The following is a 15,398-nucleotide window of genomic DNA, read 5'->3' as shown; positions in this document are numbered from 1 at the left end:
TCGAGAGTCTCCGAATCGCTAGGAGCGCAGCATGAGCTTGGCCGTGATCGGCATGATCGCCGGGATGGCGCTGGGCTTCGCCGGATACTTCGGCGGATTCGGGGCCTTCCTGCTGGTGGCCGCGCTGGGTGCCGTCGGCTTCGTCGTCGGCCGGTTCCTGGAGGGGGACCTGGACCTGGGCGACTTCTTCCGCCCGCGTGACGACCGACGCCGATGAACCCGGTGGACGGCGGGCATCCCCCGCAGACGCGGGAGACGAGCACCGTCGCGCCCGGTGAACGCGGGGCGACCCGGATCGCCGACCGGGTGGTCGCGAAGATCGCCGCCCAGGCGGCGCGCGAGGCACTGGTGGCGCCGGCGCCCGCCTCCGCGCCCCCGAACGCCACCGTGGTCGTCCTTCATGAGACCGCGCGCGTCCGCGTCACGCTCGGGCTTCCCTACCCCTCGGACATCGGTGGCCAGTGCGCTGCGGTGCGTCGCCATGTCATCGAGCGGGTAGGGACGTTGGCGGGAATGCGCGTGACGGAGGTGGCCGTCCAGGTGGAACGGCTGCACCTGGCACACGCACACGACGTGGCACAGGGGAGGACGCGATGAGCGAACCCCAGCGCACCGAAGGCACCACGCGACGACTACCCGTCATCGAGAAGGCCACGGAGAAGGCCACGGGCGAGGCCACGGAAAAGGCCATGGAGAGGACCGCCGAGCAGCAGCCCGAGGAGCGGGGCGGCGACCCGGTCGACCCGGTCGACGCGGCCGTCGGCGACAAGGCGGCCGGCCGCGATCCGGACCAGTCCGCGTCCGCCTCCGCCTACCACCCGCCGCCCGCCCCGGACGGCGAGAAGGGCGAGGACGGCGGCGAGCGGCGCTTCTGGTCCGCGCGCAGAGTCCCCGCGGGCGTCCTCGCGGTACTGCTCCTCGCGGGCACGGGCCTCTTCCTGTTCGACGTCGTCGCCGTCCGTGCCGACCGGCCCGCCATGGCGTGGCGCCGTTCGCTCGCCCGGGAGCTCGCCGAGCGGCCCCTCGACGACGCCTGGGTGCTCGTCGGCGCCGCGGTCGCCGTGCTCCTCGGCCTCTGGCTGCTGGTCCTGGCCGCCACCCCGGGGCTGCGTGACGTCCTGCCGATGCGCCGAGTCCACCCCCAGGTACGGGCCGGGCTGCACCGGGGCGCCGCCGCGCTGGCCCTGCGCGACCGGGCCATGGAGGTGTCCGGCGTACAGTCCGTACGGGTCCGGGCCGGACGCAAGCGGGTCGACGTCCGCGCGGTGTCCCACTTCCGCGAACTCGACGACGTACGGGCCGACCTGGACGTCACGCTCGCCGACGGCATCCGCGGGCTGGGCCTGTCCCGGCCCCCGGCGCTCTCGGTGCATGTCCGCCGCCCCGGCCGGAAGGGGTGACCCGCGATGCTGAGGATCGTCAACCGGGTACTGCTCGGACTCGTCGGGCTGGTGCTGGTCGTGGTCGGCGGCGCCGTCCTCATGGTGGGGCTCGGCGTGAACCCGCCCTCCTGGTGGCCGTACGACGGCCGCGGGGACGTGCTGCTCAGCGAGGCCGGCCGGACGCGCTGGCGCGACTCCGGCTGGTGGTGGCCCACCGCGATCGCGGTGCTCGCCGTCCTCGTCCTGCTCGCCCTGTGGTGGCTGACGGCCCTGCTGCGCCGTCACCGTCTCGCCGAGGTGCTCGTCGACACGGGGGACGGCGAGGGCGCACTGCTGCGAGGGCGCGCGCTGGAGAGCGTCCTCTCCGCCGAGGCGGCCTGCTCGGACGGCGTCCAACGCGCCCACGCCCGGCTGACCGGCCGCCGCAGCGCGCCCGAGGCCCGGGTCCGCCTCCTCCTCCACCCTCATGTGAACCCGGGGGACGCCCTGCACACGCTGACGACGGAGGCCCTGGACCACGCCAGGGAGTCGGCGGGACTGGCCGCGCTGCCGGCGGAGGTCCGACTCAGAGGAGCCAAACACCGTGCGGAGAGGGTGAGTTGACGGCCAGCCGGTCAGTCGGCCCCGGCCGGGGGTCAGAATCCGTGCCGCATCCCGCCGTCGACCGGCAGCATGGTCCCCGTCAGATAGGAAGCGGCGGGAGAGAGCAGGAAGGCCCCCGCGCGCCCGAACTCCTCCGGGCGCCCGTACCGCCGCAGCGGGATCCGCGACTCGTGCGCCGCCCGTGTCGCCTCCGGATCGGCCGACATGCCGTCCAGCTCGCGCACCCGGTCCGTGTCGATACGGGCCGGGAGCAGGCCGACCACACGGACACCGCGCGGCCCCAGCTCGTCGGACAGCGACTTGGCGAACCCGGCGAGCCCGGGCCGCAGCCCGTTCGAGATGGTCAGCCCGGGGATCGGCTCGTGCACGGACCCGGACAGCACGAAGCCGATGACGCCGCCCTCGCCCAGCTCCTCGGCCGCGGCCCGCGCCAGGCGCACCGCTCCCAGGAAGACCGATTCGAACGCCGCGGTCCACTGCTCGTCGGTGTTGTCGGCGACGAACCCCGGCGCCGGTCCGCCCACGCTGACCAGGATGCCGTCGAAGCGCCCGAAGTGCTCACGGGCGGCGGCGATCAGCCGCCCTGCGGTCTCGGGGTCCGCGTTGTCCGCGGCCACCCCCACCGCGTTCGCTCCGAGCGCGGCGGCCGCCGCACCCACCCTCTCCTTCTCGCGGCCCGTGACGACCACCTTCGCGCCGTCGGCGACGAGTTCCCGCGCGACCGCGTTGCCCAGCCCGCGGGTCGCCCCGGTGACGATGTAGACACGGTCCTTCAGCCCAAGATCCATGGCCCCTATCCTGCCTTCTTCCCGTCGTAGAGGGCGAGGGCGGTACCGACGAGCCCGACATGGCTGAACGCCTGCGGGAAGTTCCCCAGCTGCCGGCCCGCGACGGGGTCGTACTCCTCCGCGAGCAGGCCCACGTCGTTGACCAGCCCCACCAGCCGTTCGAACAACTCGCGCGCCTCCCGTGTGCGGCCGGTCAGGTGCAGCGCGTCCGCCAGCCAGAACGAGCAGACGAGGAACGTGGCCTCGCCGCCCGGCAGCCCGTCGACGGAGCCCGTCGCCGCCGTCAGGGGGTCGGCGCTGTAACGGCGGACGAACCCCTCGTGGCACAGCTCCTCGCGGATCGCGTCGACCGTGCCGACGACCCGGGGATCGTCCGGCGGCAGGAAGCCCATGAGGGGGATGAGCAGCAGCGCGGCGTCCAGTTCGCGGGAGCCGTAGGACTGGGTGAACGTACCCCGGTCGGCGTCGTAGCCGCGTTCGCAGACCTCGCGGTGGATCTCGTCGCGCAGCGCGCGCCAGCCTTCGAGGTCCCCGCCGTCCAGGGTCGGGTCGTCCTCCAGGGTGCGCACGGCCCGGTCGGCGGCGACCCAGCACATCACCTTGGAGTGCGTGAAGTGACGGCGAGGTCCGCGCACCTCCCACAGCCCCTCGTCCGGCTTCCGCCAGGCCGTCCGCAGGTACTCCATCAGCGCGCACTGCATGCGCCACATGTCCGGCCTGCCGGGCAGCCCGGAACGCCGGGACACGAACAGGGAGTCCATGACCTCGCCGTACACGTCCAACTGGAGCTGGTGGACGGCGTCGTTGCCGATCCGGACCGGGCGCGAGTCCTCGTAGCCGGACAGCCACGGCAGTTCGTACTCGGGGATCCGGCGCTCACCGGCGAGGCCGTACATGATCTGCAGGTCGGCCGGGTCGCCCGCGACCGCGCGGAGCAGCCAGTCGCGCCAGGCCTCGGCCTCCTCCTGGTAGCCGCAGGACAGCAGCGCGCCGAGGGTGAGGGCGGAGTCGCGCAGCCAGCAGTGGCGGTAGTCCCAGTTGCGGACGCCGCCGATCTCCTCGGGCAGGGAGGTGGTGGCCGCTGCGACGATGCCACCGGTCGGGGTGTAGGTGAGGGCCTTGAGGGTGATCAGCGAGCGGACCACGGTGTCCCGGTGCGGGCCGTCGTACCGGCAGCGCGCCGCCCACGCCCGCCAGTCGTGCAGGCTGGACCGCAGTGCCTCGTAGGGGTCGACCAGGCGGGGGCGGGGCTCGTGCGAGGGGTGCCAGGTCAGCACGAACGCGACCCGCTCGCCAGGCTCCACCGTGAACTCCGCGTACGTGGCCCGGTCCTCGCTCCACGACCGCACCCGGGGTTCGCTGCGCAGCCACACCGAGTCGGGGCCGGCGACCGCCACCCGGTGACCGTCCGACCGGCGCATCCAGGGAACGGCCGAGCCGTAGTCGAACCGCAGGCGCAGGGTGCTGCGCATCGTGACCCGGCCGGACAGGCCCTCCACGATCCGTACGACGTCGGGGGCGCGGTCGCGCTGCGGCATCAGGTCGGTGACGCGTACCGCGCCCTCGTCCGTCTCCCACTCGGTGTCGAGCACGAGCGAGTCGTGCCGGTACGACCGCCGGGTGCAGACGCCGCCCTCGCCGGGCGCGATCCTCCAGTGGCCGTTCTCCTCGTCACCGAGCAGCGCGGCGAAGCACGCGGCCGAGTCGAACCGCGGCAGGCAGAGCCAGTCGATGGAACCGTGGCGACTCACCAGCGCGGCCGTCTGGTGATCACCGATCAGGGCGTAGTCCTCGATGTAGGGATGCACGAGATGCGGGTTCCCGGGGCGGGGGGTGATCAGTCCCGCAGGAAAGAGGGCGAAGCCCGACTTCCAGGGGCGCGGGGCTGTGTCGATATGCGGCTCCGCCGCGTGGGCGCGACCAGCCACACACGACCCGCGGACGCGCACGGTGATGGCACCCCCTGCGATGACGCGCCCCTGTCACCCGGGCCCGGTGCCCGCCGTCGTCCCTCCCACCCCGAAAAGATCACCCCGGAGCCGGAAGGGGCCTGGTTGAGCACCCAGAGGCCGAGCAGCGTGGCCAGGGCGAAGACGACCAGGACGAGGACGGCCAGGATCAGCCGCCGGCGGCGCTCCCGCCGGAGCCAGTCCCCGCGGGCCGTGCGGTAGGCGTCGGGCGCGGCGTGCACCCCGCCCGCCAGCGCGGCGAGCGCCGCGGCCAGTTCCCGCTCGGTGCGGTCCTGACCGGTGTCGTGACCGGTGGTGTCATTGCCGGTGGTGTCGTTCATCGCCGGGCCTCCATCGCCTGGGTGAGGGCGGCGAGGCCGCGTGCGGTGTGGGTCTTGACCGAGCCGCAGGAGATACCCATCGCGGCCGCGATCTCGCTCTCCTTCAGCCCGAGCCAGTGGCGCAGCACCAGCGCCTCCCGCTGCCGGGCGGGCAGCTGCTGGAGCGCGCCGATCAGCACCCGCTGGTCGTCGTGGAGCAGCGCGGTGCTCTCGGCGGAGGCGACCGGCTCCTCCACCGTCGGCGTCTCCACATGTCTGCGGGCGACCTGGAGGTGCCGTATCCGCATCCGGGTCAGGTTGCAGACCGTGGAGCGGAGGTAGGCCTCCGCAGCCTCGGCGTCCCGCAGGCGCCGCCACTTGCGGTAGATCTGGTAGTACGCCTCGGCCACCACGTTCTCGGGGTCGTCGGCGCCCAGCAGCACCGCGAGCCGCAGCATCGAGGAGTAGTGCAGCTCGAACAGCCGGGCGACACCTGCCTCGCGCTCCACGTCGGAGGGGTCCCCGAGCGCACCCGGTGGCAGCGCGGGGTTCGCGACCGGCGAGTCCGGGCCCGGCGCCGGACGGGGGAACAGGGCCTCGGCACGGGGGGCCGGGGGTTCGGCGGCGGCCGGAGCCGGTACCTGCCCCAGCGGCTCGGCGGAGGTCAGCGGTGCGGAGGCCGCCGGGGTGACCGGCATACGCATGTGCGGTCTGCGTCTCACGGGTTGCTCGCTCCCGTCTCGGGGCGCCGCCTGACGGTCAGGCGGGACGGTAGGTCGGTCGCGTCGGCGCCACGCGGGACACCGAGCCGTTCGAGGACCGTGGTGCCGAGCACGGACACGGTCAGATTGAGGAGGAGGGCGAGCAGGCCGGCGTAGATCTCCAGCGAGCCGCCGCCCAGCAGGACGATGGAGGAGAATCCCTCGCGCACCACCAGGAAGGTGCCGGTCACCATGCCGACGCCCCACCCCGCGAGCAGCGCCCGGGGGTGCAGTCGCCCGGTGAACAGGCCGACCGCCACCGCCGGGAAGATCTGCAGGATCCACACCCCGCCCAGCAGCTGGAGGTTGATGGCGTCCTGGTCGCGCAGTCCGAACACGAACGCCACCGCCCCCACCTTCGCGGTCAGCGACACCACCTTGGCGATGCGCACCTGACGCTTGGGTGTGGCGGTGGGCTGGAAGTACTCGACGTACACGTTGCGGACGAAGCCGGTGGCCGCCGCGATCGACATCACCGCCGCCGGGACCAGCGCGCCCACGGCGATCGCGCCGAACACCAGTCCGGCCAGCGGGCCCGGCATCAACCGGTCCACCAGCATCGGTACGGCCGCCTCGGCACCGCCCTCGGGCGCCCGGACCCCCGACGCGAGCGCCGCGACCCCGAGGAAGCCGAAGAGGGCCAGCAGCCCCGTCCAGGCGGGCAGCGCCACGGCGACCTTGCGGACCGTGCGCGGGCTGTCGGCGGCGAACCCGGCGGTCAGCACGTGCGGGTACATCAGCAGGGCCAGCGCCGAGCCGAGCGCGAGGGTGGCGTAGGCGGGCTGCTGTCCGGGGGACAGCAGGAGCGCGGAGTCCTCGACGCTCGTGCCACCGAGCCGTCGTGCCGCACCCTCGAAGACCGCGCCCGGACCGCCGAACCGTTCCAGCACCAGCCAGCACACGGCGGTCAGCGACACGAACACGGCCACCGCCTTCAGCGCCGAGATCACGGCGGGCGCCCGCAGTCCGTGCCGGTACGTGGCCATGGCGAGCCCCGCGAACAGCGCGACCATCACCAGATCACCGGCCGCGCCCTTCGGATACAGCCCCCCGGCCGTCAGCACCGCCCTTATACCGAGCAACTGCAAGGCCAGGTACGGCATCGTCGCCAGGATCCCCGTCAGCGCCACCACCAGGGCGAGCGGCGCCGACCCGTACCGGCCGCGCACGAAGTCCCCGGCGGTCACGTACCCGTGCCGCCGGGCCACCTCCCACAGCCGGGTCAGCAGGACGAAGGCCAGCGGGCAGACGATCACCGTGTACGGCACCGCGAAGAACGCGGGCGCCCCGTTGCCGTACGCCAGCCCCGGTACGGCGGTGAAGGTGTACGCGGTGAAGATCGTGCCGCCGAGCAGCAGCCAGGTCCACACGGGGCCGAGGCCCCGGTCGGCCAGCGCCCAGCCCTCCAGCGAGGGCAGCCGGTCGGTGGGGCGCAGCCGGCGCGCGGTGACGGTGAGCAGCGACGCTCCGCCGATCACGGCGAGGAACGTCGCGGTCATGGCAGCGTCCGCCATGGGTCACCGTCCTTGGTGTGCCTGGGCCCCGGCTGTACCTCGGCCCTCGCGTGTTGGTTGCGTGGACGGCGGGTTCGGATGACACGAATCGGCGGGAAATCTTCGGGGATTCTTTCTGAAACTCGCTGTCAACCGGATCCGCCGGGTGGGCAACTCTTGCACAGACCCACAGCGATCGGGAGAGGAGCATTGCCCATGGCACACCACGCTCACCAGCGACTACGGCGCGTCGCGACCGCCGTCCTGCTGCTCGCCCCCGCCGCGGGACTGCTGTGGGTCCCCTGGTACGCCGGTGCGCAGCCACGGCTCGCGGGAACGCCGTTCTTCTACTGGTACCAGCTCGCCTGGGTCCCGGGATGCGGCCTCTGCCTGCTCGCCGCGTACGCGCTGACGGACCGCCATCGCCCGGACCGCCGCCACCCGGACGGGCCGCGTCCGGACCGACATCGCTGAGCCGCACACGCGCACCACCCCCTCTTCCTTCCTTCGTTCTGCCTCTCTCGCAGCACATCCGTTGAAGTTAGGAGCCGCCATGTCTACGTCAGCCATGCCCGAATCCGGTCCCGGGGCGCCGGAAAGATCCCGAATGTCGCCGAAATCGATCGCGCTCTGGATAGCCGTCGCTCTCGTCGGGGCGGTCGGCTGGGCCGTGCTCGCCCTCTCCCGGGGCGAGGAGATCTCGGCCGTCTGGCTGCTCATGGCGGCCCTCGGTTCGTATGCGATCGGCTACCGCTTCTACTCCCGGTTCATCGCCCGCCGGGTCCTCCAGGTCGACGACACCCGGGCCACCCCGGCCGAGCGGCTGGAGGACGGCGTCGACTACCACCCGACCGACAAGCGGGTGCTGTTCGGCCACCACTTCGCGGCCATCGCCGGCGCGGGCCCGCTGGTCGGACCGGTGCTCGCGGCCCAGATGGGCTATTTGCCGGGTACCATCTGGATCATCGCGGGCGTGATCTTCGCCGGCGCGGTCCAGGACATGATCGTCCTGTTCCTGTCCATGCGCCGGGACGGCAAGAGCCTCGGACAGATGGCCCGGGACGAGATCGGCAGGGTCGGCGGCGCCGCCGCGCTGATCGGTGTCTTCGCCATCATGATCATCCTGCTCGCGGTGCTGGCGATGGTCGTCGTCAACGCCCTCGCCGAGTCCGCCTGGGGCACCTTCTCGGTCACCATGACCATCCCGATCGCCCTCTTCATGGGCTTCTACCTGCGCTATCTGCGCCCGGGCCGGGTCGTGGAGACCAGCTTCATCGGCGTCGCCCTCCTCCTGCTCGCCATCCTCGGCGGCGGCTGGATCCAGGACTCCTCGCTCGCCGAGTACTTCGTCTGGAGCCCCGAGACCCTGGTCTTCTGCCTGGTCGGCTACGGTTTCGTCGCCTCCGTGCTCCCCGTGTGGATGCTGCTGGCCCCGCGCGACTACCTCTCCACCTTCATGAAGGTCGGCACCATCGCCCTGATGGCCGTCGGTGTCGTGGTCGCCGCCCCGAACCTCCGCGCCGAGTCGGTCACCGAGTTCGCGCACACGGGCGCCGGACCGGTCTTCGCCGGCTCCCTCTTCCCCTTCCTCTTCATCACGATCGCCTGCGGCGCCCTGTCCGGATTCCACGCTCTGGTCTCCTCCGGCACCACGCCGAAGCTGATCCAGAAGGAGTCCCAGGTCCGCATGATCGGCTACGGCTCCATGCTCACGGAGTCCTTCGTCGCCGTGATGGCCCTGATCGCCGCGTGCGTCCTGGAGCCGGGCCTCTTCTACGCCATGAACTCCCCGGCCGCGCTGCTCGGCCCGACCGTCGACACGGCCGCCGAGGCGGTCAAGAACCTCGGCTTCACCATCACACCCGAGCAGCTCACCGCGGCGGCCAAGGCCGTCGAGGAGGAGACCCTGGTCGGCCGCACCGGCGGCGCGCCCACCCTGGCCGTGGGTATGTCGGAGATCTTCGCCGCGGTCTTCGGCGGCGCCGGGATGAAGGCCTTCTGGTACCACTTCGCGATCATGTTCGAGGCGCTGTTCATCCTCACCACGGTGGACGCCGGCACCCGCGTCGGGCGCTTCATGCTCCAGGACATGCTCGGCAACGTCTGGAAGCCGATCGGCCGCGTGACCTGGAAGCCGGGCATCTGGATCACCAGCGCCCTGGTCGTCGGCGCCTGGGGGTACTTCCTCTACGCCGGGGTCACCGACCCCCTCGGCGGAATCAAGCAGCTCTTCCCGCTCTTCGGCATCGCCAACCAGTTGCTCGCCGCGGTCGCGCTGGCCGTGACCACGACCGTCCTCATCAAGTCCGGCAAGCTGCGCTGGGCCTGGGTCACCGGCATCCCGCTGGCCTGGGACGTGGCCGTCACGTTCACGGCGGGCTGGCAGAAGATCTTCTCCGACAACCCGGCCATCGGCTTCTTCGCCCTCCGCGACAAGTACGCGGCGGCCATCGACAAGGGTGAACTCCTGCCGGGTGCCACGACCATGGACGACATGCACACGATCGTCACCAACAACACGGTCGACGGCGTGATCATGGCGATCTTCCTGCTGCTGGTCCTCACGGTCCTGGTCAACTGCGCCGTGGTCTGCGTCCGCGCCGTACGGTCGCCGGTGCCCCTGCCGTCGACCGAGGCCCCGTACGTCGAGTCCCGCATCGACGAGGAGGGCTCCGAGAAGGAGTTGGTGGGGGCGGGCCGGTGACCGCCCGGAGCTGGGTGCGCGGAGTCCGCTGGTACCTGCGGGAGCTGACCGGCGAGGCCGAGTACGACCGCTACTGCGAGCGGCACCGCCGACACCACCCGAAGGCGCCGCTTCCGACCCGCAGGGAGTACGACGTCCTGCGGACCCGGCGGAGAGAGGAACACCCGGAGGGCCGCTGCTGCTGAGAGCGACGGCCTGCTGAGCCGGCCCAGGGTGCGTGCGGGTGCGTGGCGGCGCGTTGTCGGGTGCGGGTGCGTGGGGGCTGGTCGCGCAGTTCCCCGCGCCCCCAAAAGGCCAGGCCCTGCGGGCCTGAAAAGCACGGGCGTAGCCCCTGCTTTTCAGGGGCGCGCGCGACCAGCCCCACGCACCCGCACCTTCGACAACCCACCCGAACCCACCCGAACCCACCCGAACCCACCCCCTCCGACCCCCGGATCCAGAGATGCTGAGACGCCGACCCTCCCTCCTGATCCGCCCCGAACTCGACGACGACCCCTGCACAGGACCCTGACCGAACTTCGCCCCACCCCTCAACTCCACGGCCTCGGCGCCGGCCCGCCCGCCCCGTGGGAACCCGTGGCCGACCTCCTCCGCACCACCGGCCGGGACTGGGACCGCCGAGCCCACCGCCTCGCCGTACTGGCCCGACGCCTCCCCGCCGCCGTCCCCAGCGCTGGACGGCCGACCGCCCGGACGACGGCGACGCCCTCACCCTGCGCGCCTTCGTCGAGTCGCACCGCACCGCCGCCACCGACCGGGCCGCCGTCCGCCGCGCCGAACACGCCTGCCTCCGCGCCGCCGAGGCCTGCCCCGAGGACCCCACCCCCTGGCTGGCGCTGCTGTCCCTGATGGACACCTGCGCCGTACCGGTCAAGGACGCCGTGCCCGTATGGACGGAAGCCGTCGACCGGGCCCCTTGGCTCCGGACGTCCTACCACCGGCTGCTGCGCTATCTGTCCCCGCGCGCACACGGCACGGTCCCCGACATGATGGACTTCGCCTGGCAGGCCGCCGCCCGCGCACCCCACGGCTCACCGCTGGCCCTGCTCCCGGTGGCGGCCCGCGTCGAACTCATGGCCCACCGTCAGGGATCGACACCCGTCGACGCCCTCGGCTCGGGCGGCGGCAACTGGAACGAGCCCCGGTCCGTCCACGAGATCGACCTGGCCCTCAAGGGCTGGTTCGACGTCGGCATCGCCCCCCACGCCGAGGCCGTCACCGACCTCAACACCCTCGCCTTCGCCCTCACCCGCGCCCACCGCCCGGCCGAGGCCGCCCCCGTCTTCGTACGCCTGGGCCGCCATATGACCCGCCACCCGTGGGACCTGCTCCCCGAGCCGCAACGCGCGTTCACGTACTGGCGGGAGCGCTCGACCCACGCCTGACCGGCACGGGCGCCGGCACCGGCGTGGGCAACCACACCTACACCGGGGTCGGCGCGCTCTCCTTCTCGGCCTCGGCCTCCGCCGCGGCCGCCGCCTCCGCGCGGTCGCGGCGCTCCCGGCGGGCGAGGACGACGTAGCCGACGGGAACGCCGAGGGCGAAGAGCCACCACTGCAGGGCGTAGGCGTAGTTCAGCGCGGCGTTCTCGTCACCGGGGCTGCCCAGCTGTTGCGGGGTGTCGCCCTTGGGCTCGGGCTCGGTCTGCGCGAGATAGCCGCCGAGCACCTGGACCCCGAGGCGCTTCGCCTCCCGCTCGCTGTCGATCAGCATGATCTGCCGGTCCGGCAGGCCCTTGAGGTCCTTGATGCCGCTCGCCTCGGTCGTCTCGTCGGGCATCAGGCGCCCGGTGACGGTGACCTCGCCGGCGGGCGGTGCGGGGATCTCGGGGAACGCGGTCTGGCTCGGACCGTTCGCGGGGATCCAGCCCCGGTTGACGAGCAGCACCTTGCCGTCGTCGAGCACGAACGGGGTCAGGACGTGGAAGCCGACCTCGTCGTCGGCGTTGACCCGGCGGCGGACGACGACCTCGTCATCGGTGTCGAACCGGCCCTTCGCGGTCACCGTGCGGTAGCGCTCGGCGCTGGTGACGGTGTGCCCGGGTGAGGTCAGCCGTTCCACGGGCACCGGCTTCGCGGCCAGCGCGTCGGCGACGAGCTGGTTGCGCGCGCTGCGCTCCTCGTAGCGATCCATCTGCCAGAAACCCAGCCTGACCATGGTCGGGATCAGGACGAGGGCGACCAGCGCGAGGATCACCCACTGCCGGGACAACAGGAAGCGGTACACCCCACGACCGTACAACTCGGTCGTGGGGCGTGTTCGGGCGGGTGCGCACTCGCAGGTGCTCAGACTTTGTCGACGATGCCCGCCTTCCCCTCGGCCCGCGCGCAGTGGGCGCCGCAGTACCAGTGGCCGTCGACGTCGACGCCCTGGCCGATGATCTGCACCCGGCAGTGCTCGCAGATGGGGGCCATGCGGTGGATCGCGCAGGAGAAGCAGTCGAAGACGTGCACCGCGCCCTGGGCGTGGACCTCGAAGGTCATTCCGTAGTCATTGCCGCAAACTTCGCATCTCGCCATGCGCCACAGGGTGAGCCGTCGTCACCGCGTGGGCGAGCGGATGCCGGGCGAGTCGCCCGGCAATCACCCGTCCGTACGGGTCACTCGTCGGCGGGCGCGACGTCGCGGAGCAACTGCCCGAACGCGGCCTCGTCCACCACCGGCGTCCCGTACTGCCGGGCCTTGACCACCTTCGACGTGTTCGAATCGGGGTCGTTGGTCACGAGCAGACTGGTCACCCGGGACAGGCTCGTCGCCACATGCAGCCCCGCCTCGATCGCACGGTCCTCCAGCAGATCGCGTTCGACCGAGGTGTCCCCGGAGAAGGCGACCCGCATGCCCTGTTTGAGCGGTTTGCCGTCCTCGAAACGCCCGGGGTTGGGGTAGGGGCACGCGGGTCGCTTCCGCGCGGGCCGCCAACTGGTGGGCCGGTAACCGCCGTAGCCGCCTCCGGGGCCCGCCTGCTGTCCGATGCGGGGCGCGGCGGGGCTGTCTCGCCACTCGGTCAGCGGCCGGCACTCGTGCAGCGGCAGCCGTACACCGCTCGCGGCGGCGACCCGCAGACTCGGCCGGAACGCCTCCGCCAGCACCCGGGCGTCGTCCAGCGCGTGGTGCGCCCGCTGCTGCACGACCCCGAAGTGTGCCGCCAGCGACTCCAGCTTGTGGTTGGGCAGCGGCAGCCCCAGCTCCTTCGACAGCGCGATGGTGCACAGCCGTTGGCGCACCGGTGCCTCGGTCTCCGCGCGCGCGTACTCCCGGGCGATCATCGACCAGTCGAACACCGCGTTGTGCGCGACGAGCACACGGTCCGCGAGCCGCGCGGAGAACTCCTCCGCGATCTCCTTGAACAGCGGTGCCCCTTCGAGCACATCGCTCGTCAGCCCGTGGATCCACACCGGCCCCGGGTCCCGCTCCGGGTTCACCAACGTGTACCAGTGGTCCTCGACCTCGCCCCGCGCGTCCAGTCTGTACACAGCCGCGGAAATTATCCGGTCGTCCCGGGCCAGCCCGGTCGTCTCCACGTCCACGACCGCGTACCCCTGTGGGTACGCGGTCGGCCAAGGCGCTTGCGACGCTGCGGTCGTGTGGTCTTCGAGCATGGTCCCTGAGGATACGGGCCCCGACTGACAGCTCGTTACCCGGCGCCGGAGCGGCCCAAGTGACGGAGTGACAGCTGCCGCACCGTCCCCCGGTTTGGTGGAGAGCACCAAGAAGCAAGCGCGTACCGCCGGAAATACTTGTCAGTAACAACGTCTAGCCCCCGTCCACCAGCGGTTCTACCGTGCCCCCATGCCGAACCTGCCCGATGTCGTGCTCTGGTCGATACCCGCCTTCGTGCTGCTCACCGTGATCGAGGTGATCAGCGTCCGGATCCATCCGGACGAGGACGCCGCGGGGTACGAGGCGAAGGACGCCGCGACGAGCGTGGGTATGGGGCTCGGGAGCCTCGCCTTCGACTTCCTCTGGAAGATCCCGATCGTCGCGATCTACACCGTGATCCACGAACTGACCCCGCTGCGCGTCCCGGTCCTGTGGTGGACCATCCCGCTGATGCTGCTCGCGCAGGACTTCTTCTACTACTGGTCCCACCGCGGCCACCACGTGATCCGGATCCTCTGGGCCTGTCACGTCGTCCACCACTCCAGTCGGAAGTTCAACCTCACCACCGCCCTCCGGCAGCCCTGGACGACCTGGACGGTCTGGCCCTTCTACGTCCCGCTCATCGCCCTCGGTGTGCACCCGGCCGCGCTCGCCTTCTGCTCCTCCGTCAACCTCGTCTACCAGTTCTGGATCCACACCGAGCGCATCGGGAAGCTGCCCCGCGCCTTCGAGTTCGTCTTCAACACGCCCTCGCACCACCGGGTCCACCACGCCTCCCAGGGCGGCTATCTGGACCGCAACTTCGGCGGCATCCTCATCGTCTGGGACCGGCTCTTCGGCTCGTTCGTCGAGGAGACCGAGCGGCCGGTGTACGGCCTGACGAAGAACATCGACACGTACAACCCGCTGCGGGTCGCCACGCACGAGTACGTCGCCATCGCCAAGGACCTGAGACGGGCGAGCGGTTGGGGTGAGCGGGCGGGCCGGGTCTTCGGGGGGCCCGGCTGGAAGCCCGCACAGCCGATCCCGGCCCTCACACCGTCCCCGAGCCCGGCCCAGGCCACGACCCCGACCCCGACGCCGTCATCTTCGTCCTCGAAGACCGTCGCGTGAGGCGGGGCAGGGAGTCCGTCCTCCTCATCGCCTTCGGGGTCGTCGTCGGCGTCGACCTCGGGTCCCTGGCCGCCGGCTTCGACGTGGGGCACCTCGTCGCCAAATCCCTGCTGATGCCCCTGCTCGCGGTGTACGCGTACACGCGCGGCGCGCCCCGCCCGCTGATCGTCGCCCTGCTGTTCGGCTGGGGCGGCGACGTACTGCTCCTCTCCGACGCCGAACCGGCCTTCCTCGCCGGGATGGCCTCCTTCGCGGCGGGGCACGTCTGTTACCTCGTGCTGTTCGCCGGACTCGGCAAGCCCGGGCGGCGCGCGTACGGTGCGGCCTTCGGTGTCGCGTACGGCCTCGCCCTGGTCGTCGCCGTCGCGAGTCTGTGGCCCGTTCTGCCGGCCGAGCTACGTCTCCCCGTCGCCGGGTACAGCGCCCTGCTGACCACGATGGCGTGGGCCGCCACCCGGCTCGGGCTCGTCGCGGGGCTCGGCGGCGCTCTCTTCGTGGTGTCGGACATGCTCATCGCGACCGGCGTCGCCGAGTGGCCGCAGCCGCCCCGCCCCGACCTGTGGATCATGCTCACCTATCTGGCGGCGCAGTACCTGCTGACCCGGGGCGTCCTGGGCACCCCCGGCGCGCGCCCCGAGGGCACCCCGGCGGAGGGGGAGGTGGCCCGGCCCGCCGTGTGACCGGCC

At 72.1% G+C, this 15,398-nt stretch carries 17 protein-coding genes and 1 pseudogene; 10 read left to right on the top strand and 8 right to left on the bottom strand.

What is annotated here, in order from left to right; genetic code table 11:
• Nucleotides 1-31: 31 nt before the first annotated feature.
• From E4N62_RS13615 to amaP, 4 genes are read left to right on the top strand one after another with little or no spacing between them, the layout of a single operon-like run.
• Entirely contained in the window at nt 32-217 is a 186-nt protein-coding gene (locus E4N62_RS13615) for a hypothetical protein (protein WP_054232254.1), read from the top strand.
• The gene (locus E4N62_RS13610) at nt 214-597 is read left to right on the top strand and encodes a hypothetical protein (RefSeq protein ID WP_184895724.1); all 384 of its coding nucleotides are present in this window, start codon (nt 214-216) and stop codon (nt 595-597) included. The genes E4N62_RS13615 and E4N62_RS13610 overlap by 4 nt, the downstream gene beginning before the upstream one ends.
• Nucleotides 594-1,400 (top strand): DUF6286 domain-containing protein, encoded by an 807-nt coding sequence (locus E4N62_RS13605; protein WP_230214297.1) that lies wholly within the window; start codon nt 594-596, stop codon nt 1,398-1,400. The genes E4N62_RS13610 and E4N62_RS13605 overlap by 4 nt, the downstream gene beginning before the upstream one ends.
• A 6-nt stretch (nt 1,401-1,406) precedes the next feature.
• A complete protein-coding gene (gene amaP / locus E4N62_RS13600) occupies nt 1,407-1,985 on the top strand; it encodes an alkaline shock response membrane anchor protein AmaP (protein WP_230214295.1) in 579 nt (192 codons plus the stop codon).
• Between the two features lie 32 nt (nt 1,986-2,017).
• Here the strand turns inward: amaP and E4N62_RS13595 are convergent, their stop codons facing one another.
• The 5 genes and pseudogenes from E4N62_RS13595 to E4N62_RS13575 all read right to left on the bottom strand — a co-directional run bounded on the left by E4N62_RS13595 (nt 2,018) and on the right by E4N62_RS13575 (nt 7,317).
• Complete coding sequence (locus E4N62_RS13595; RefSeq protein WP_230214293.1) at nt 2,018-2,773, bottom strand: SDR family oxidoreductase; 756 nt, start codon at nt 2,771-2,773, stop codon at nt 2,018-2,020.
• 5 nt (nt 2,774-2,778) lie between these two features.
• Nucleotides 2,779-4,581, bottom strand: coding sequence for a glycoside hydrolase family 15 protein (locus tag E4N62_RS13590; RefSeq protein ID WP_230214291.1), 1,803 nt, complete (start codon nt 4,579-4,581; stop codon nt 2,779-2,781).
• Nucleotides 4,582-4,790: 209 nt separating this feature from the next.
• Nucleotides 4,791-5,063 (bottom strand): annotated as a pseudogene (locus E4N62_RS13585) (hypothetical protein); the annotation flags it as partial.
• Nucleotides 5,060-5,764: a SigE family RNA polymerase sigma factor gene (locus tag E4N62_RS13580; RefSeq protein WP_184895732.1), complete on the bottom strand. Its 705-nt coding sequence runs from the start codon at nt 5,762-5,764 to the stop codon at nt 5,060-5,062. The gene E4N62_RS13580 and the pseudogene E4N62_RS13585, both read right to left, overlap by 4 nt.
• Nucleotides 5,761-7,317 carry a sodium:solute symporter gene (locus E4N62_RS13575; protein WP_230214290.1) on the bottom strand — a complete coding sequence of 519 codons (1,557 nt, stop codon included), beginning with the start codon at nt 7,315-7,317 and terminating at the stop codon, nt 5,761-5,763. The genes E4N62_RS13580 and E4N62_RS13575 overlap by 4 nt, the downstream gene beginning before the upstream one ends.
• Before the next feature lie 195 nt (nt 7,318-7,512).
• Between E4N62_RS13575 and E4N62_RS13570 the strand changes: the two genes are divergently transcribed.
• The 4 genes from E4N62_RS13570 to E4N62_RS13555 all read left to right on the top strand — a co-directional run bounded on the left by E4N62_RS13570 (nt 7,513) and on the right by E4N62_RS13555 (nt 11,385).
• Nucleotides 7,513-7,770, top strand: a complete 258-nt coding sequence (locus E4N62_RS13570; RefSeq protein ID WP_230214288.1) for a DUF3311 domain-containing protein — start codon at nt 7,513-7,515, stop codon at nt 7,768-7,770.
• 79 nt (nt 7,771-7,849) lie between these two features.
• Nucleotides 7,850-10,000 (top strand): carbon starvation CstA family protein, encoded by a 2,151-nt coding sequence (locus tag E4N62_RS13565; protein ID WP_230214286.1) that lies wholly within the window; start codon nt 7,850-7,852, stop codon nt 9,998-10,000.
• Nucleotides 9,997-10,185: a YbdD/YjiX family protein gene (locus tag E4N62_RS13560; protein ID WP_184895736.1), complete on the top strand. Its 189-nt coding sequence runs from the start codon at nt 9,997-9,999 to the stop codon at nt 10,183-10,185. Before E4N62_RS13565 ends, E4N62_RS13560 begins: the two co-directional genes overlap by 4 nt.
• 381 nt (nt 10,186-10,566) lie before the next feature.
• The gene (locus E4N62_RS13555) at nt 10,567-11,385 is read left to right on the top strand and encodes a hypothetical protein (RefSeq protein WP_230214284.1); all 819 of its coding nucleotides are present in this window, start codon (nt 10,567-10,569) and stop codon (nt 11,383-11,385) included.
• 37 nt (nt 11,386-11,422) lie between these two features.
• Here E4N62_RS13555 and E4N62_RS13550 read toward each other — a convergent pair whose 3' ends face one another.
• The 3 genes from E4N62_RS13550 to E4N62_RS13540 all read right to left on the bottom strand — a co-directional run bounded on the left by E4N62_RS13550 (nt 11,423) and on the right by E4N62_RS13540 (nt 13,598).
• Nucleotides 11,423-12,226, bottom strand: a complete 804-nt coding sequence (locus tag E4N62_RS13550) for an SURF1 family protein (RefSeq protein WP_230214283.1) — start codon at nt 12,224-12,226, stop codon at nt 11,423-11,425.
• Between the two features lie 59 nt (nt 12,227-12,285).
• Nucleotides 12,286-12,519: a hypothetical protein gene (locus E4N62_RS13545; protein ID WP_078853751.1), complete on the bottom strand. Its 234-nt coding sequence runs from the start codon at nt 12,517-12,519 to the stop codon at nt 12,286-12,288.
• Between the two features lie 80 nt (nt 12,520-12,599).
• Nucleotides 12,600-13,598 (bottom strand): DEDDh family exonuclease, encoded by a 999-nt coding sequence (locus E4N62_RS13540; protein WP_230214282.1) that lies wholly within the window; start codon nt 13,596-13,598, stop codon nt 12,600-12,602.
• Between the two features lie 190 nt (nt 13,599-13,788).
• Between E4N62_RS13540 and E4N62_RS13535 the strand changes: the two genes are divergently transcribed.
• Together E4N62_RS13535 and E4N62_RS13530 are read left to right on the top strand one after the other, a co-directional pair.
• Nucleotides 13,789-14,712, top strand: coding sequence for a sterol desaturase family protein (locus E4N62_RS13535; RefSeq protein ID WP_230214281.1), 924 nt, complete (start codon nt 13,789-13,791; stop codon nt 14,710-14,712).
• Nucleotides 14,709-15,392, top strand: a complete 684-nt coding sequence (locus E4N62_RS13530; protein WP_230214280.1) for a lysoplasmalogenase — start codon at nt 14,709-14,711, stop codon at nt 15,390-15,392. The genes E4N62_RS13535 and E4N62_RS13530 overlap by 4 nt, the downstream gene beginning before the upstream one ends.
• Nucleotides 15,393-15,398 lie beyond the last annotated feature (6 nt).

The sequence above is a fragment of the Streptomyces sp. MNU76 genome, from assembly GCF_020982545.1.
Classification (GTDB): Bacteria; Actinomycetota; Actinomycetes; order Streptomycetales; family Streptomycetaceae; genus Streptomyces.
This window is presented reverse-complemented; position numbering and strand designations above follow the sequence as displayed.